This window comes from Micromonospora sp. NPDC023644 (assembly GCF_040640115.1).
In the GTDB taxonomy this organism is placed as follows: Bacteria; Actinomycetota; Actinomycetes; order Mycobacteriales; family Micromonosporaceae; genus Micromonospora.
This window is the reverse complement of sequence record NZ_JBFABA010000002.1, coordinates 338,039-355,053: the sequence shown is the minus strand read 5'-3', so window position 1 is coordinate 355,053 and position 17,015 is coordinate 338,039. Positions and strand designations below refer to the sequence as shown.

Genomic DNA, 17,015 nt, shown 5'->3' with positions numbered 1-17,015 from the left:
TGGACGCGGCCGGGAAGCTACCGACCCCGCCGGTGGGGTCGGCGGCCTGGCTGGCCTGGCGGGTGCCGTGGGTGCTGAAGCTGGCCGTGGTGCGGGCCTCGACGGGGCCGAAGACGGCGACCAGGGCGGCCAGCACCACGGCCAGCATCAGCACCCACGGCACCCGCCAGGCCAGCCAGGCCGCCGACCCCACCGGCGGGGTCGGTAGCTTCCCGGCCGCGTCCAGCGCGCCCACCAGCAGGATCGCGGCGGTCAGGTGCCAGAGGAAGACGGTGAGCACGACCGCGTTCACCGCGATCACCGCCTGCCAGGGCCGGGAACGGCGCAGCCAACGCTCCGCCGGGCCGCGCAGCAGCAGGATCAGCCCGAACTGGGCGGCGGTCAGGGTGAGCAGGGCCAGGCTGGGCGGGGCGGCGTTGTCCAGGCGCTCGCCCGGCACGTTGAGCATGCTCACCGGGTACGGTCCGATGGTGGTCAGCAACACCGTCGCCGCCAGCCCGCCCAGCAGCGTCGCCGCGCCCGCGCGGCGGGACAGCGGCAGCCCGCGTTCCCGCGCGGCCGCGGGGCGCGCCGGGGCGCCCCGCGCGGACTCGGCCCGTGGACCGGGGTGGGCGTCGTGACGCCGGGCGTCGGCGTCGCGCCAGGCGATGCCGAGCTGGTGCACGGCCAGCCAGCCGAAGACGTAGTTCGGCAGCGCCAGCTCGGCCGGGCCCAGCGCCCGCGCCACGTCGCCCGCGAGGACCAGCGCGGCCAGCGCCGCCGGCACGAGCAGGCCGAAGCGGCGGTGCAGGGCGAGCATCGCCGGGGTCAGCGGCACCACGATCAGGTAGGCGGCGAGGAACCAGAGCGGGATCGTGGCGAACCAGCCGACGGTACGCACCAGCGTCGCCTCGACGCCGACCAGCGACGCGAGCGCGGCGCCGCCGGCGATCACCAGCAGCAGCGCGCTCGTGGGGCGCAGCAGCCGGGCGCCCCGGTCCAGCAGCCAGGCGGTGGCGTCGACGCCGGCGGCCCGGCGGGCGGTCAGCGAGGCGGCGTTGGCGTACCCGCCGACCAGGAAGAAGATCGGCATGACCTGGGCGACCCAGGTGAGCGGGTACGCCCACGGCAGGTCGGGCAGCGCCGAGCGCCCCGTCGGGCGGCCGGTGGCGTCCTCGCCGATCGCGGCGACCGCCCAGTGGCCGAGAACGACCATGCCGATGGCGAGCGCCCGGAGCAGGTCGACGTAACGTTGCCGACCAGCGGGGGTGCGCGCGGCGAGCTGCCGCAGGCGGCGCATGGCCCCGAGGGTACGCCAGGCGGCGACTGGCCGGTGCTGATAACGGTTCGGTCCCCGGGGGTTGAAGTCCGCGCCCTCCTGCCGTAGAAATTCTTCAGCAAGATATTGCGAACTGAAGACAAATTCCCCCTGCGCCTCGTGCGGCGGTCACCATCCCCCTTCCGGCGGCCGCCCGGACCGATCCGAGGAGAGACCATGAACAGGCGTGACATCCTGCGGCGTACCGCCGCCGCCGGCCTCCTGGCCACCCCCGCCGCCGGCCTGCTGACCGGCTGCGCCACGGGCGGCGGTGGCGACGACAAGGGCGACGCCGGCACCCACAAGGGCACCAAGAGCGAGCAGAACCCGCTCGGTGTCAAGGAGGATGCGCCCCTCGAGGTGGTGATCTTCAACGGCGGCTTCGGCGAGGAGTACGCGAAGGCCCACGAGGCCATGTACACCGAGAAGTACCCGAAGGCGAAGATCAACCACTCGGCGACGCAGGAGATCAGCAAGACCCTCCAGCCGCGCTTCGTCGACGGCACCCCGCCGGACGTGGTCAACAACTCCGGCGCCGGCCAGATCGACTTCAACGGCCTGGTGTCGCAGAACGCCGTCGCCGACCTGGGCGAGCTGCTCGCCGCCCCGAGCCTTGACATCCCGGGCAAGACGGTCAAGGACACCCTGCTGCCGGGCGCGGTCGAGGTCGGCTCGTACGACGGCAAGTTCCTGGTGATGAACTACACCTACACCGTCTACGGCATCTGGCACTCCACCAAGCTCTTCACCGAGCGCAAGTGGGAGTACGCCAAGACCTGGGACGAGCACATCGCGCTGTGCAAGCAGATCAAGGCCGCCGGCATCGCCCCGTGGACGTACGCGGGCGCGCACCCGCGCTACATGAGCTGGCCGCTGATCTCCACCGCGATCAAGCTCGGCGGCCCCTCGGTCGCCACGGCGATCGACAACCTGGAGCCCAACGCCTGGAAGTCCGACGCGATGAAGACCGCGGCCGACGCCTGGCACCAGATCGTCAAGGACAAGTTCATCCTCGAGGGCTCGCCCGGCCTCGACCACAAGCAGTCGCAGACCGCGTGGTGCCAGGGCAAGGCCGCCTTCATCTCCTGCGGCTCCTGGCTGGAGAGCGAGCAGAAGGACGTCACCCCGGCCGGCTTCAACATGACCATCCAGCCGACCCCGAGCCTGGGCAGCGGCGACAAGCTGCCGTTCGAGGCCGTCCGGGGCACCGCCGGCGAGCCGTTCATGGTCCCGGCGAAGGCCAAGAACGTCGCCGGTGGCCTGGAGTTCTTCCGGGTCATGCTCTCGAAGAAGGGCGCGCAGGACTTCACCAAGAAGGTCTCCAGCCTGACCGTGGTGGCCGGCGCGAGCGAGGGCGTCGAGCTGCCGTTCGGGCTGAGCACGGTGGTGAAGGCGCTGGACGCGTCCGGCAGCAACGGCTTCAACTGGGTCTACAACAACTACTACCGCAAGCTGGAGCGCAACCTGGTCGACGCCGCGTGCGGCGAGTTCTTCAGCGGGCGGATCGGCCCGGCGGAGTTCCTCGACCAGTGCCAGAAGGGCGCGGACTCGATCGCCCAGGACAGCTCGATCAAGAAGTACAAGCGGGCCGCCTGACACCCCGGCCGGTGGGGGTGGGGGTGGACCACCCCACCCCCACCGGGCCGCCGCTGAAGAGGTAGGACCTCATCGTGAGACATGGCAAGTACCCGCTGATCGTCACCTTCCTGGTGCCGCCGGTGCTGCTCTACGTCATCTTCGTCGTGTCGCCGTACCTGCAGGCGTTCCAGATCTCCACGACCGACTGGCTTGGCTACTCGCCCGACGCCAACTCCGTCGGGCTGGCGAACTTCAAGACGCTGTGGAACGACGACTACGTCTGGAACGCGTTGAAGAACAACGCGATCCTGCTGGCGCTGGTCCCGGTGCTGACGATCGTGCTGGGCCTCTTCTTCGCCTCCATGCTCAACATGGGCGGCCGGAAGGGGCGGGCGGGGGTCAGTGGGGTACGCGGCTCGTCGTTCTACCGCACGGTCTACTTCTTCCCCCAGGTGCTCTCCGTCGTGATCATCGCGCTGCTGTGGAAGGAGGTCTACCACCCGAACAAGGGCCTGCTCACCAGCGCCCTGAACGGCGTCGGCCTCGCCGCGCCCACCTGGCTCGGCGACCCGCGGACCGCCTTCTGGTGCGTCCTCGCCGTGATGATCTGGAGCAACGTCGGCTTCTACGTGGTGCTCTTCGGCGCGGCCATGTCGGCCATCCCCAAGGAGATCTACGAGGCGGTCATGCTCGACGGCGCCTCCCGGCTGACCACGCTGCGCAAGGTGACCATCCCGCTGCTCTGGGACACCGTCCAGGTGGCCTGGGTCTACCTGGCCATCTTCGCCCTCGACGGGTTCATCCTGGTGCAGCTGATGACCAACGGCGGCCCCAACTTCTCCACCGACGTCATCGGCGTGCGGATGTACGACACGGCCTTCGGCAGCGAGACCAAGTTCGGCTACGCCTCGGCGATCGGCGTGGTGATGTTCTTCCTGACCCTCACGGTGGCGGTGCTGGCGCTGCGGGCCAGCAAGCGAGACAGGATCGAGTACTCGTGACGACTCTGGACAAGCCCGCACCCGTGGCGCTGCCCGCCGAGCCCTCCGGCCCCGCCGACCGCCCGGTACGCCGCGAGCTCGGGGTCGCCAACGTGCTGTCGCACGGCTTCCTGCTGTTCTGGGGCGCGCTGACCGTACTGCCGCTGCTCTGGATGTTCATCAGCTCGTTCAAGAGCAACGCGGAGATCCTGGCCGACCCGTGGGCGCTCCCCGGCGCGCTGCGCTTCGACAACTGGTCCCGCGCCTGGAGCGGGGCGCACATCGGCCAGTACTTCCTCAACAGCCTGGTGGTGGTCGCCGGCTCGGTCACCCTCACCATGCTGATGGGCGCCACCGCCGCGTACGTCTTCGCCCGCTACGAGTTCCGGGGCAAGCAGGTCGTCTACTACCTGTTCGTCGGCGGGCTGATGTTCCCCGTGTTCCTCGCCCTGGTGCCGCTGTTCTTCGTGGTGCGCAACGCCGGCCTCTTCGGCACCTGGACCGGGCTGATCCTGGTCTACGCGGCCTACTCGCTGCCGTTCACGGTGTTCTTCCTGACCGCCTTCTTCCGTACCCTTCCCACCGCCGTCGCGGAGGCGGCCCTGGTCGACGGCTGTGGCCACTTCCGGCTCTTCTTCCAGGTGATGCTGCCGATGGCGCGTCCGGGACTGATCAGCGTCGCCATCTTCAACTTCCTCCAGCACTGGAACCAGTTCCTGCTGCCCCAGGTGCTCATGCAGGGCGACGAGTCCAAGTGGGTGCTCGCCCAGGGGCTCGCCGCGCTCTCGGTCAACCAGGGCTACGCCGGCGACTACGCGCAGCTCTTCGCCGGCCTCACCATCGCGGTGGTCCCGGTGCTGCTGGTCTACATCCTCTTCCAGCGCCAGGTCCAGTCCGGCCTGACCGCCGGCCAGCTCAAGTGATCCCCGCCTGATCGTGCCGCCTGATCGTGTGGCTCGCCGGTCTCGACCAGCCCGTCGAGACCGATCCTGATCGCCGCCCTCCCGCCGGGCTGACGGGCCGCAGGCCCGGCGGGGCGGTGGCGCCGGTGGTGTACGGCGGACGCTGTCGAGCTGCCCCGTCTGTCGGACCACCCACCGGCCCGGCGTCCCCGCACCGCGGTTTGCGTCCGGCGTCCTGGCCGAGTCCTGTTCGGGTGTTCCATCCGGGCGTGCCACGCCCAGGCGTCGGCCCCGAAGCAGAACGCCAGCGACGCCGGTCCGGGCGTGCGGCCCGGGGTATGCGAACCGGCCATTGCGCGCGAATACCCACGGATCGAGGCCGGTCCCATGGACGGGGCAGCTCGACAGCGGCGGGATGCCAGGTGCCCCTGGGCCCGACCTGAGGCTGGTCGTTCTCCCCGCGGCGTATGGCAGGCCGGCGTTGCGGCAACCCTGAGCCCCGCGAGGTGACGCCAGCGCGGCGCAAGCCCTCCCGGGGCGCCGGCCGCCCCGCGGCTCGGCTCGCTCGGCTCGCGTCGGTCGGGCCTGCCCGCTCAGCGGTCGGTTAGGTCAGCAGGGCGGCGGGACCAGCAGGGCGTGCAGGGCCTGCGGATCCGTCACCTCGGGCAGGTCCCGGGCGGCGAGCCAGGCCGCCGCGGCCGCGCCGTCGCCCGCCGAGTGCAGCGGGGCGTCCGGCCACTGCCGGCCGACCTCCGCCCGCACCGCCGCGGCGAGCGGGGTGTCGCCGGTCAGCAGGCCGCCGCCGAACACGATCGGGGAGGCGTCGCCGGCCGGGCGGATCCGTGCCGCGCTCTCCGCCAGGTGCGCCGCGGCCTCGTCGATCAGCCCGCCGGCGACCGGCTCGCCGTCGACGGCGGCGGCGACCACCAGGGGCGCGAGCCGGGCCAGTTCCACGGGCGGCCGCCGGGTCACCGCCTGGACCAGGGCGTCGACGGTGTCGCGGGGGCGGGCCGCCACGTCGGCGGAGCCGAGCAGTTCGGTGAGCACCACGCTCGCCAGCCGGCCCGGCGCGTGCCCTCGGTCGAGGTCGGCGAGCAGCCGGCGGACCGCCTCCCGGCCCAACCAGAAGCCCGAGCCCGCGTCGCCGAGCAGCCAGCCGTGACCGTCGGCGACCCGGTCCAGGTGTAGCCCCCGGACGCCGGCGGCGATCGCCCCGGTGCCGGCGATGAGCACCGTGCCGTCGGGGCTGGCGGTGCCCGAGGCGTACGCGACCAGCGCGTCGCCGTGCACCGCGTACGGGCAGCGCAGGCCGGCGTCACGCCAGGCCCGGTCGAAGGCGTCGCGGCCCGCCGGGTCCGCGAGCAGCCGGCCCGCCCCGGCCAGCCCGATCGTGCCGCCGCGCACCCGGGCGGGATCGACGTCGGTGAGCGCCTCCCGCAGGGCGGCCAGGAGTTCGCCGGCGGCCCGCTCGGCGCCGTGGCTGGTGGGGTTGCCGCCGCCCGCCCGTCCGCTGCCCAGCCGCCGCCCGTCCAGGGCCAGGGCGGTCGCCCGGGTGGACGTACCCCCGACGTCGAGGCCGACCACGACGCTGTCGGACATCCGCACCCACCCCTCCGATCGACGCCGCGTTCATGCTGGTCGGCCCGGCGGCGCCGGGCAAGGGGCGGACGGGTTCCCGGGCTGTGCGCCAGGTAACAGTTTGAAAACTTCGACCACGGCCTTGACACGGAGGGGCCTTTAGTAAGAACTTTTACCACTAACAGTTAACAGTCTTTTCCGAAAGGTGCCCCATGGTTGATCACGAGGTGGACGCCTCCGCGGGGACCGCGGTGGTCGACGCCGGCGCGGTCGACCGGCGGGGGGCGCTCGGGGTCGGCTCCGAGGGCGTGCTGGCGCGGGTCCGGGCCGGCGCGGGCGAGCTGACGGGGGCACTGCGCCGCGTCGCCGAGCACGTGCTCAGCGACCCTGAGGCCGCCGCCCGGGCGACGATCGTGGAGCTGGCCGAGCGCAGCGGCACCTCCCCGGCCACGATCACCCGGTTCTGCCGCGCGATGGGCTTCGAGGGCTACGCCGACCTGCGACTCGGCATCGCCGCGGAGACCGGCCGGGCCCGCTCGGCGGGCTGGACCGTCGACATCGGACGCGAGATCCAGCCGAGCGACCCCCTCTCCCGGGTGCTCGACCAGATCATGGCCGCCGACACCCGCGCCATGCACGACACCGCCGCGCTGCTCGACCTCGCCGAGGTGGAGCGGGCCGCCGTCGCCATCGCCGGGGCGTCCCGGGTGAACATCTTCGGCGCCAGCGGCAGCGCACTGGTCGGCGAGGAGATGCAGTTCAGCCTGCACCGCATCGGGGTAGCGGCCTGGGCCTGGAACGACGTGCACGAGGGCCTCGCCAGCGCGGCCCTGCTGCGTCAGGGCGACGTGGCGCTCGGCATCTCGCACACCGGCCAGACCCGGGAGACCATCGAGATGCTCGCCGAGGCGGGCAGCCGGGGCGCGACCACCGTGGCGCTGACCGGGTTCCCGCGCTCGCCGCTGGCCGAGCTGGCCGACATCGTGCTGCTCACCGCCAGCCAGGCCACCACCTTCCGCCCCGACGCGCTGTCCGCCCGGCACCCGCAGCTGGTCGTGCTCGACCTGCTCTACATCGCCGTCGCCCAGCGCACCCACGACCGCGCCCACGCGGCCTTCCGGCGTACCGCCCAGGCCGTCGACGGGCACAAGGCCGCGAAGGGGGCCACCGCATGATCAGTGCCCAGGGGTACGCCGACGCCGTCCGGCCGGTGCTCGACCGGCTCGTCGACGCCAGCGCCGACGGCATCGGCGCCGCCGCCGACCTGATCACCGCCAGCCTGCGCGCCGGCGGGGTGCTCCAGGCGTTCGGCGCCGGCCACTCCGAGGCGTTCGCCGCTGAGCTGGTCGCCCGGGCCGGCGGCCTGGTGCCCACCAACCGGCTCTCCCTGCACGACCTGGTGCTGCACGGCGACGCCCCGCGCGACGTGCTCGCCGACCCGAAGCTGGAGCGCGACCCCGCCGTCGCCCACCAGCTCTACGCGCTGGCGGCCCCGCAGCCGCGGGACGTGTTCGTGGTGGCGTCCCAGTCCGGCATCAACGGCTCGGTGGTCGAGCTGGCGACGCTGGTCACCGGCCGCGGCCATCCGCTGATCGCGGTCACCTCGGTCGCGCACACCGCACGGGTCGCCCCGCGGCACCCGTCCGGCCGGCGCCTCGCCGACCTCGCCGACGTCGTGCTGGACAACGGCGCGCCGTACGGCGACGCACTGCTGCCGCTCGAGGGCGGCGGCGCGGTCTGTGCGGTCTCCTCGGTCACCGCGGCGCTGCTGGCGCAGCTGCTGACCGCCGAGGTCGTACGACGGTTCCACCAGGCCGGGGAGGTACCCCCTATCTACCTCTCCGCCAACGTCCCCGGCGGGGACGAGCACAACCACGCCCTCGAGTCGCGGTACGCCGGGCGCCTCCGGCGGACCGCCTGACCCGAACACCACAAGGAGAGACGACGATGTCGATTACCCCCGACAACCCGGCCGACCTGAGCCGCCGGACCGTGCTGCGTCGGGCCGCCGCGGTGGGCCTGCTCGCCACCCCCGCCGCCGGCCTGCTGAGCGCCTGCGCGACCAGCGGCGGCGACGAGAAGAACGAGCAGGTCGCCGGCGGCACCAAGAGCGCCACCAACCCGCTCGGCGTCGCCGAGGACGCGCCGATCGAGGTGGTCATCTTCAACGGTGGCTACGGCGAGAAGTACGCCACCGACGTGCACCAGCCGCTGTACAAGAAGGCGTTCCCGAAGGCCGAGATCAAGCACCAGTCGACCCAGGCCGTGTCCACGGTGCTCCAGCCGCGGTTCGCCTCGGGCAACCCGCCGGAGTTCGTCAACAACTCCGGCGAGAAGCTGATCGACTTCGGCTCCCTGGTCGCCGACGGCCAGCTGATGGACCTCACCGAGCTGTGGGACGCCCCGTCGGTCGACGACCCCAACAAGAAGGTCCGCGACACCGTGGTGCCGGGCACCGTCGAGGCCGGTTCGTTCAACGGCAAGCCGTACGTCCTGTACTACGTCTCCACCGTCTTCGGCATCTGGTACTCGGGCAAGCTGTTCAAGGACAACGGCTGGGCGCCGGCGAAGAACTGGTCGGAGTTCACCACCCTGCTCGACCAGATCAAGGCCAAGGGCATCACCCCGTACGGCTACGCCGGGGCGAACGCCGCGTACTACCAGTGGAACGTGATCCTCACCCACGCGGCGAAGATCGGCGGCACGGACGTGCTGAAGAACATCGACAACCTGGAGGACGGCGCCTGGCAGCAGGACGCGGTCAAGCAGGCCGCCGAGGCGTGGGCCGAGATCGGCGCCAAGTACGTCGACAAGAGCTTCGAGGGGCTCAAGCACACCGACGTGCAGCTGCGCCAGAACCAGTACAAGCTGGCCTTCTACCCCAGCGGGGACTGGCTGGAGGGCGAGCAGAAGAAGGACACGCCGTCCGGCTTCGAGTACCAGCTGATGCCGGTGCCGAGCCTGTCCGCCTCGGACAAGCTGCCGGGCACGGCGCTGCGGGCGACCGCCGGTGAGGGCTACTTCGTCTCGGCCAAGAGCAAGAACCCCAAGGGTGGCCTGGAGTACATGCGCCAGATGCTCTCGGTGGCCGGCGCGAAGGGCTTCACCGAGGTGGTCAAGGCCCCGACGGTGGTCACCGCCGGCTCGGAGGGCTACGCCTTCCCGCCCGGCGTGGCCAGCTCGCAGGCCGCGCTCAAGGCCGCTGGCCAGGACGTGTTCAACCTTTACTTCGACGGCTGGTACAAGGAGCTCGACACGGAGGCCCGCACGGCCACCAACGAGCTGATGTTCGGCCGGATCAAGGCGGACGCCTTCGTGGAGCGGATCCAGAAGCGCGCCGACGCGATCAAGAAGGACAGCTCCATCGCCAAGTTCAAGCGCTGATCGGAGCGTGAGGTCATGCGGCACGGCAAGTATCCGTTCGTGATCGGGTTCCTCTTCGTCCCGGTCACGCTGTACGTGGTCTTCGTCATCGCGCCGTACGCGCAGGCGTTCCAGATCTCGATGACCAACTGGCGAGGGCTCTCGGCCCCGCAGTGGGTGGGCTTCGACAACTTCCGGAGGTTGTTCGACGACGACAACTTCTGGAAGGCGGTCCAGCACCACGGCGTACTGCTGCTTGCCCTGCCGCTGATCACCATCGCCATCGCGCTGTTCTTCTCGTTCCTGCTCAACGTGGGCGGCAAGAGCAGCGGCGGGCAACGCCAGGGGGTCTGGGGGTCGAAGTTCTACCGGGTGGTGTTCTTCTTCCCCCAGGTCCTGGCGGTGGCCATCATCGCGGTGCTGTTCCAGATGGTCTACCGGCCCAACGAGTCCGGCCTGATCAACGGCGTGCTGATGAAGCTCGGCTTCGATCCGGTGCTCTTCCTGGTCCGACCGAACCTGGCGCTCTGGTCGATCATCGGCGTGCTGGTCTGGCAGGCGGTCGGCTTCTACGTGGTGCTCTTCTCGGCGGGCATGGCCTCCATCCCCGGCGAGATCTACGAGGCCGCCGAGGTGGACGGGGCGAGCCGGGTGACGCTCTTCTTCCGGGTCACCCTGCCGCTGCTCTGGGACACCCTCCAGGTCGCCTGGGTCTACCTGGGCATCGCCGCGTTCGACGCGTTCGCCATCGTCTCGGTGCTCTCGGTGGACGGCGGCGGCCCGGACGGCGCGACCACCGTGCTGGCGATGGAGATCTACCGCAACGCCTTCGTCTACTCGAAGTACGGCTACGCCTCGGCCATGGGCGTGGCGCTGTTCTTCCTCACCCTCACGTTCGCGGCGTTGACGCTGCGGCTGACCAAGCGGGAAAGCGTGGAGTACTGATGAACCCGCAGACGACGCTGCCGCCGACACCGGCGGCGCTACCGCCGAAGACCGTGAAGCCGGGAGCCGCGGGTGGGCGCGGCGGCAGGGGCCGACGGGAGGTGCGGCTCCTCTCCACCCTCGGGCACGTGGCGCTCGCGGTCTGGGCGGTGATCGTGATCGTGCCGATCCTCTGGACCTTCCTCGCCTCGTTCAAGAACACCACGGAGATCTTCAGCAGCCCGTGGACCCTGCCGGGGGAGCTGCGATTCGAGAACTACGCCCGGGCGTGGAACAAGGCCAACGTCGGGCGCTACTTCCTCAACAGCGTGATCGTGGTGGCGTGCAGCACCTTCGGCACCATGCTGCTCGGCTCGATGGCCGCGTACGTGCTGGCGCGCTACAAGTTCTGGGGCAACCGGGCGATCTACTACCTGTTCGTCTCGGGGCTGGCCTTCCCGGTCTTCCTCGCCCTGGTGCCGCTCTTCTTCGTGGTGAAGAACCTGGGACTGCTGGACACCCACACCGGGGTGGTGCTGGTCTACATCGCCTACTCGCTGCCGTTCACGGTGTTCTTCCTGGCCGCGTTCTTCAAGACGCTGCCGTCGTCGGTCGCCGAGGCGGGGATGATCGACGGCTGCTCGCACACCCGGCTCTTCTTCCAGGTGATGATGCCGATGGCGAAGCCGGGCCTGATCAGCGTCGGGATCTTCAACATCATCGGCCAGTGGGGGCAGTACCAGCTGCCGCTCGTGCTGCTCTCCAACGCCAAGGACAAGTGGGTGCTCACCCAGGGCATCGCGGACATCTCGGTGAACGCCGGCTACGAGGCGGACTGGTCCGGCCTCTTCGCCGCCCTGACCATCGCCATCCTCCCGATGATCGTCGTGTACGCGATCTTCCAGCGCCAGATCCAGTCCGGCCTCACCTCCGGCGCGGTGAAGTGACCCGGTCGGGTCAGGGATGCCAGGAGCGCCACAGGGCGGCGTACGGGCCGTCGGCCCGGACCAGCTCGTCGTGACTGCCGAGCTCGGTGATCCGGCCCCCCTCCAGCACCGCCACCCGGTCGGCGTCGTGGGCGGTGTTGAGGCGGTGCGCGATCGCGATGACTGTCCGCCCGGTGAGCAGGGCGGCCAGGGCCCGCTCGGTGCGCCGGGCGGTGGTCGGGTCGAGGGCGGCGGTCGCCTCGTCGAGGATCAGCGTGTGCGGGTCGGCGAGCACCAGCCGGGCCAGCGCGAGCTGCTGGGCCTCGGCCGCCCCGAGCTGGTGCGCCCCGTCGCCGAGGAGGGTGTCGAGGCCGTCGGGCAGGCGGGCGTACCAGTCGGCGCCGACCGTGGCCAACGCCGCGCGCATCCGGTCGTCGGAGGCGTCCGGGGCGGCGAACGCGAGGTTGTCGCGTAGCGAGCCGATGAAGACATGGTGCTCCTGGGTGACCAGGGCGATGCGCCGCCGGCGCTCGGCCGGGTCCAGATCGGTCACCGGGCAGCCGCCGACGCTGACGACCCCCTCCCGGGGCGCGTCGATCCCGGCGAGCAGCCGCGCCAGGGTCGACTTCCCGGCCCCCGACGGCCCGACGAGCGCCAACCGCTCGCCGGGCCGCACCTGGAGGTCGATGCCGTGCAGCACGTCGGGTCCGCCGCCGTACGCGAACCGGGCGCCCCGGACGACCAGCCGCTCGTCCACCGGCGCGGCGGCCCGGCCGGGCCGCTCCGGCGGCACCTGGCCGACGCCGAGCACCCGGGCGAACGAGGCGAAGCCGCGCTGCGCCTGCTCCGTCCACTGGAGGATCCGGTCCAGCGGCTCGATCGCCTGTTGCAGGTAGAGCGTCGCGGTGACCACCGCGCCGAGGGACACCTCGCCCCGCGTGAGCAGGAGCCCACCGACCAGCAGCAGCGCGGCCACGGGCAGCGGGTAGCTGGCCTCCACCACGGTGAAGAACACGGTACGCAGCGCCAGGGTCGCCCGCCGGGCGCCCCAGACCCGGGCGATGCGCGCGGTGCCGTGCCCGATCCGTTCGTCGGCGAGGCGGAACGCCTCGACCGTACGGGCGCCCTCCGCGGTGGTCGTCAGCGTCTCGGTCAGCTCGGCGGCGGCCGCCCCCTCGGCCAGGTACGCCGGGCTGGCCCGCCGCAGGTACCACCGGGTCACCAGCGCGATCGTCGGCAGCCCGGCGAGCGCGGCCAGCCCGAGCAGCGGGTGCAGCAGGAACACCGCCCCGAACAGCAGTGTCAGCTGCACCGAGGCGACGACGATGGTGGGCACCACGTCCCGGACGGTGGTGCCGACCGTCGCCACGTCGACCGAGCTGCGGGTCGCGAGGTCCCCGGAGCCGGCGCGCTCGACGACGCCGACGGGCAGGTTCAGCGTCCGCTCGACGAACTCCTCGCGCAGCCGGGCCACGGCGCGCTCGCCGAAGCGGTGGCCGGCGTAGCGCGCGTACCGCGACAGCAGCGCCTGGACCAGCACGGCCGCGCCGATCGCCAGGGCGAGCCGGTCGACGGTGGCGACGCCGGCCCCGGCGGAGACCCGGTCGACGATGGTGCCGAGCAGCCACGGCGGGGCGAGCCCCGCGACCGTCGAGGTACCGTGCAGCGCCAGCACGACCGCGACGGCGCGCCGGTCCCGGGCGATCAGCTGGCGCGTCGCCCGGCGCACGGTGGCCCGGTCGGCGACCGGCAGCCCGCTCACCGCAGCGCCTGCTCGGCGTCGGCGTCGCCACGGGCCACGAGCCGCCGGTAGCCCGGGTCCCGGTCGAGCAGGTCGGCGTGGGCGCCGGTGGCGGTGACCCGCCCCGCGACCAGGTGCGCGACCTCGTCGGCCCGGCCCAGCAGCAGTGGCGAGGTGGTGAGCACGACGGTGGTCCGGCCGGCCCGCGCGTGGCGCAGCCGCTCGGCGATCCGCGCCTCGGTGTGCGCGTCCACCGCCGAGGTCGGCTCGACGAGGATCAGCACCTCCGGTTCGGCCAGCAACGCCCGGGCCAGCCGGACCCGTTGCCGCTGGCCGCCGGAGAGGGAGCGGGCGCGGGTGTCCAGCGGGGTGTCGAGCCCGCGCGGCAGGGCGTCGACGACGTCCTCGGCCGACGCGTCGTGCAGGGCGGCGGCGAACCGCTCGCGGTCGCCGTCGGGCCGGGCCCCGCGCAGCACGTCCCGCAGCGTCCCGGCGAACAGGTAGGCGTCGTGGTCGGCGACCAGGATGCGGGCCCGCACCTGCTCCAGTCCGACGCCGGTCAGCGGCATGCCACCCCAGGTGGCGTCGCTGACGGTGTACCGGCCGAGCCGGTCGGCCAGCGCGAGGGCGTCCGTCGGGTCGGCGGCGGCCACCGCGGTGAGGCGGCCGGTCCGGACGGTCAGCCCGCTCGACGGGTCGTGCAGGTCGGCGGGACCGACGGGGGCCGCGACCGGGCCGGTGGGGAGTGGAACCGGGCCGGCCGCGACCGGGCCGGCGGGGACCGGGCCGGCGGGGCCGGCGGGGGGCGGGACCGGGCCGGCGGGGCCCGCCGGCTGCCGGCTGCCGGGGACCGTCGCCGCGCCGGGGCGGGCCGGCGTGTTGCGCGGCCCGCCGACGTCGTCCGGCGTGACGGCGAGCAGGGCGACGATCCGGCGGGCCGCGACCCGGCCCCGGATCAGCTGGTGGCCGCCCTCCAGCAGGAACCAGACCGGCACGACGAGCGTCGCGGCGTAGCCGTAGACCGCGACCAGCTCCCCGACGCTGATGTCGCCGGTGACCGTCATCCGGGCCGACAGCCACACCACCGCCGCGAGGAACAGCCCGGGGACGGCCACCGTCGCCGCGTCGATCCAGCTGTTCACGGCGCCGACCCGGTAGCCCTCGGCGAGCAGGTCGCGGGAGCGGGCCGCGTACCGGCGGGCGAACAGGCCCCGGCCACCCACCCCGGCGAGCACGCGCAGCCCGGCCACGATGTCGCCCGACCGGGCGGTCAGCTCACCCTGCTGCTGCCGGTAGACCGACTCCGCCCGCTCCAGCCGGCGCAGCAGGGGAGCGACGACCAGGACGACCGACGGCACGCCCACCAGCACGCAGAGCGCGAGCAGGGGCGAGATCGACCAGAGCACGACGGCGACGACGAGGTAGGCGACCACCGCGCCGACGCCGGGCCCGGTCACCGTCATCACCAGCGCCGCCCGGTCGATGTCGGTGCCGCCGACCGTGGCCACCTCGCCCGCCGCGGCCCGGCGCGGCAGCACGGCGCCGACCCGGGAGAGCTGGCGGAGCACCACGGCGGCGGAGCGTGCCTTCGCGTCCTCCCGGATGAAGGTCATCGTGCGGTGCCGCATGATGCCCAGCCAGGACAGCCCGGCGCCGGCGACGACGATCGCCGTCACCCACAGGGCCAGGACCCGGGTGTCGCCGGTGCGCAGTCCGTCGTCCACGGCGCGGGAGATCAGGTAGGGCCGGACCGACAGGCCGGTCATCCAGGCCGTGCCGAGCAGGCTGCCGCGCAGCACCCGCCACGGCTGGCAGCGGACCAGCCACCACAGGTACCGCAGCGGCCCCCTGGTGTCCGGATTGCCGGGCTCGGGATGGGGGATGCGTGGTGGCACCGGCCCACGCTACCGAGCCGGGGCACCGCCGCACCGCCCCGTTCCCACCGCCTGCCGCTGTGTCGTCGCCGATGGTCGCGGCCGACCCGCCCCGGGCGCGGCGGCGGTTGGCGGGTGAAGTGTCGCAGGGGCGAGGCAGAATCACGTCCGTGCTGGTGGCGGTGGTCTCGGACGAGCGGGGTGGGGGAGCGCTGCGGCCCCTCGACGCCGCCGGGCGCCCGACCGGTCCGGTGCAGCCGGTCGCCGACCTGGCCGCCGCCGTCGCGGCGCGCGAGGCGGCGGACCACCCGCGCTGGGTGTGGGCCTCCTGCGCGACGGTCTACCCGGCGCTGCTGCGCGCCGGGGCGCGGGTCGAGCGCTGCCACGACGTGGAGCTGACCGAGGCCCTGCTGCTCGGTCACGCCGGCCGGTGGGGAGAACCCCGCTCGCTCGCCGCGGCCTGGGCCCGGCTCACCGGAGCGCCGGTGCCGGCCGACCCGCCGCCCCGCCCGGCCCCGCCGCCCGGCCACGGGCAGGGCGCGCTCTTCGACGCGCTGCCCGGCCCGCCGGGTCCCGGCGTCGAGGCGCTGACCCGGGTGTACGCCGACCAGCTCGCCCGGATCGCGGCGACCGGGCAGCCCGGCCGGTTCCGGCTGCTGGTCGCCGCCGAGTCGGCCGGCGCGCTGATCGCGGTGGAGATGGGCGCCGCCGGGCTGCCCTGGCGGGCCGACGTGCACGACGAGCTCCTCGCCGAGCTGCTCGGCGAGCCGTCGCCGGTGGGCGGCCCGCCCCGCCGGCTGGCCGAGCTGGCCGCGCGGATCGCCGACGCGTTCGGCGTACGCCAGTTGCACGCCGACTCCCCGGCGGAGCTGTTGCGGGCGTTCGCCCGGGCCGGCGTGGAACTGCCCAACACCCGGGCCTGGGTGCTGCGCGGGGTGGACCACCCGGCGGTGCCGCTGGTCCTGGAATACAAGGAGCTCTACCGGATCTGGACGGCGCACGGCTGGGCCTGGCGCGACGCCTGGGTGCGCGACGGCCGGTTCCAGCCGGAGTACGTCCCGGGCGGGGTCGTCTCCGGCCGCTGGGCGACCCGGGGCGGCGGCGCGTTGCAGATCCCCAAGGTGATCCGCCGGGCGGTGGTGGCCGATCCGGGCTGGCGGTTCGTGGTCGCCGACGCCGGCCAGCTGGAGCCGAGGGTGCTCGCCGCGGTCTCCGGCGACGCCCGGCTCGCCGCCGCCGGTGGCGCCGGCGACCTCTACGCCGCCCTCGCCCAGGACGCCTTCGGCGGCGACCGGCCCCGGGCCAAGGTGGCGCTGCTCGGCGCGATGTACGGGCAGACCGGCGGGGCGGCCGTGCCGGCGCTGGCGGTGCTGCGGCGCAACTACCCGACGGCCTTCGGCTACGTGGAGGCGGCCGCCCGCACGGGGGAGGCCGGCGGGCTGGTGCGCTCCTGGCTGGGGCGCACCTGCCCGCCCGGCACCGCCGGGTTCGGCGACCCCGACGCCGACCTCCCCGACGGCGGCGGCGATCCGCAGTCGCCGCGGGCGCGGGCGGCCCGGTCCCGGGGGCGGTTCACCCGCAACTTCGTCATCCAGGCCACCGCCGCCGAGTGGGCCTCGACCCTGCTGGCGACCCTGCGCGGCCGGCTCGCCGGCACCGGCGGCGAGCTGGTCTTCTTCCAGCATGACGAGGTGGTCGTGCACTGCCCGGCGGAGCGGGCCGACGCGGTCGCCGAGGCGGTCACCCGGTGCGGCGAGCAGGCCGCCGCGCTGCTCTTCGGCGACACCCCGGTCCGCTTCCCGCTGGACCTGTCGGTCGTCGACTGCTACGCCGACGCGGCGTGACGGCTCCC

Annotated in this window: 13 protein-coding genes; 9 read left to right on the top strand and 4 right to left on the bottom strand. The window is 73.3% G+C overall.

Features of this window, described 5'->3' with window-relative positions; translation table 11 throughout:
* Positions 1–1,279 (bottom strand): acyltransferase (locus AB0G08_RS02945; RefSeq protein ID WP_358082226.1); only part of this gene is annotated, 1,279 nt, incomplete at its 3' end.
* A gap of 195 nt (positions 1,280–1,474) precedes the next feature.
* On the opposite strand from AB0G08_RS02945, the gene ngcE (AB0G08_RS02940) reads away from it, so the two are divergent.
* The 3 genes from ngcE (AB0G08_RS02940) to AB0G08_RS02930 all read left to right on the top strand — a co-directional run bounded on the left by ngcE (AB0G08_RS02940) (position 1,475) and on the right by AB0G08_RS02930 (position 4,778).
* The gene (ngcE, locus tag AB0G08_RS02940; protein ID WP_358082224.1) at positions 1,475–2,893 is read left to right on the top strand and encodes an N-acetylglucosamine/diacetylchitobiose ABC transporter substrate-binding protein; all 1,419 of its coding nucleotides are present in this window, start codon (positions 1,475–1,477) and stop codon (positions 2,891–2,893) included.
* A gap of 74 nt (positions 2,894–2,967) precedes the next feature.
* Positions 2,968–3,876, top strand: coding sequence for a sugar ABC transporter permease (locus AB0G08_RS02935; protein ID WP_358082221.1), 909 nt, complete (start codon positions 2,968–2,970; stop codon positions 3,874–3,876).
* Between the two features lie 152 nt (positions 3,877–4,028).
* Positions 4,029–4,778 (top strand): carbohydrate ABC transporter permease, encoded by a 750-nt coding sequence (locus AB0G08_RS02930; RefSeq protein ID WP_358082247.1) that lies wholly within the window; start codon positions 4,029–4,031, stop codon positions 4,776–4,778.
* Between the two features lie 588 nt (positions 4,779–5,366).
* Here the strand turns inward: AB0G08_RS02930 and AB0G08_RS02925 are convergent.
* Entirely contained in the window at positions 5,367–6,356 is a 990-nt protein-coding gene (locus tag AB0G08_RS02925; RefSeq protein ID WP_358082218.1) for a BadF/BadG/BcrA/BcrD ATPase family protein, read from the bottom strand.
* 191 nt (positions 6,357–6,547) lie between these two features.
* Between AB0G08_RS02925 and AB0G08_RS02920 the strand changes: the two genes are divergently transcribed.
* From AB0G08_RS02920 to AB0G08_RS02900, 5 genes are read left to right on the top strand one after another with little or no spacing between them, the layout of a single operon-like run.
* On the top strand, positions 6,548–7,510 hold the full coding sequence (locus tag AB0G08_RS02920) for a MurR/RpiR family transcriptional regulator (RefSeq protein ID WP_358082215.1): 963 nt from the start codon (positions 6,548–6,550) through the stop codon (positions 7,508–7,510).
* Complete coding sequence (locus AB0G08_RS02915) at positions 7,507–8,256, top strand: SIS domain-containing protein (protein WP_357881406.1); 750 nt, start codon at positions 7,507–7,509, stop codon at positions 8,254–8,256. Before AB0G08_RS02920 ends, AB0G08_RS02915 begins: the two co-directional genes overlap by 4 nt.
* A gap of 26 nt (positions 8,257–8,282) precedes the next feature.
* A complete protein-coding gene (ngcE, locus tag AB0G08_RS02910; protein WP_358082213.1) occupies positions 8,283–9,719 on the top strand; it encodes an N-acetylglucosamine/diacetylchitobiose ABC transporter substrate-binding protein in 1,437 nt (478 codons plus the stop codon).
* A gap of 15 nt (positions 9,720–9,734) precedes the next feature.
* Positions 9,735–10,643 carry a sugar ABC transporter permease gene (locus AB0G08_RS02905; RefSeq protein ID WP_334606514.1) on the top strand — a complete coding sequence of 303 codons (909 nt, stop codon included), beginning with the start codon at positions 9,735–9,737 and terminating at the stop codon, positions 10,641–10,643.
* Entirely contained in the window at positions 10,643–11,569 is a 927-nt protein-coding gene (locus AB0G08_RS02900; protein WP_358082210.1) for a carbohydrate ABC transporter permease, read from the top strand. Before AB0G08_RS02905 ends, AB0G08_RS02900 begins: the two co-directional genes overlap by 1 nt.
* Before the next feature lie 10 nt (positions 11,570–11,579).
* Here AB0G08_RS02900 and AB0G08_RS02895 read toward each other — a convergent pair whose 3' ends face one another.
* Together AB0G08_RS02895 and AB0G08_RS02890 are read right to left on the bottom strand one after the other, a co-directional pair.
* The gene (locus AB0G08_RS02895) at positions 11,580–13,310 is read right to left on the bottom strand and encodes an ABC transporter ATP-binding protein (protein WP_358082207.1); all 1,731 of its coding nucleotides are present in this window, start codon (positions 13,308–13,310) and stop codon (positions 11,580–11,582) included.
* Positions 13,307–15,184 carry an ABC transporter ATP-binding protein gene (locus AB0G08_RS02890; RefSeq protein WP_358082204.1) on the bottom strand — a complete coding sequence of 626 codons (1,878 nt, stop codon included), beginning with the start codon at positions 15,182–15,184 and terminating at the stop codon, positions 13,307–13,309. Before AB0G08_RS02890 ends, AB0G08_RS02895 begins: the two co-directional genes overlap by 4 nt.
* Before the next feature lie 119 nt (positions 15,185–15,303).
* Between AB0G08_RS02890 and AB0G08_RS02885 the strand changes: the two genes are divergently transcribed.
* Positions 15,304–17,007: a bifunctional 3'-5' exonuclease/DNA polymerase gene (locus AB0G08_RS02885; RefSeq protein ID WP_358082201.1), complete on the top strand. Its 1,704-nt coding sequence runs from the start codon at positions 15,304–15,306 to the stop codon at positions 17,005–17,007.
* The last annotated feature ends 8 nt before the right edge of the window (positions 17,008–17,015 follow it).

Bases quoted from the DNA above. Each gene is read 5' to 3' on its own strand.
- AB0G08_RS02920 (WP_358082215.1), top strand. From the start codon at position 6,548: ATGGTTGATCACGAGGTGGACGCCTCCGCGGGGACCGCGGTGGTCGAC.
- AB0G08_RS02925 (WP_358082218.1), bottom strand. From the start codon at position 6,356: ATGTCCGACAGCGTCGTGGTCGGCCTCGACGTCGGGGGTACGTCCACC.
- AB0G08_RS02900 (WP_358082210.1), top strand. From the start codon at position 10,643: ATGAACCCGCAGACGACGCTGCCGCCGACACCGGCGGCGCTACCGCCG.
- ngcE (WP_358082224.1), top strand. From the start codon at position 1,475: ATGAACAGGCGTGACATCCTGCGGCGTACCGCCGCCGCCGGCCTCCTG.
- AB0G08_RS02915 (WP_357881406.1), top strand. From the start codon at position 7,507: ATGATCAGTGCCCAGGGGTACGCCGACGCCGTCCGGCCGGTGCTCGAC.
- ngcE (WP_358082213.1), top strand. From the start codon at position 8,283: ATGTCGATTACCCCCGACAACCCGGCCGACCTGAGCCGCCGGACCGTG.
- AB0G08_RS02905 (WP_334606514.1), top strand. From the start codon at position 9,735: ATGCGGCACGGCAAGTATCCGTTCGTGATCGGGTTCCTCTTCGTCCCG.
- AB0G08_RS02930 (WP_358082247.1), top strand. From the start codon at position 4,029: ATGTTCATCAGCTCGTTCAAGAGCAACGCGGAGATCCTGGCCGACCCG.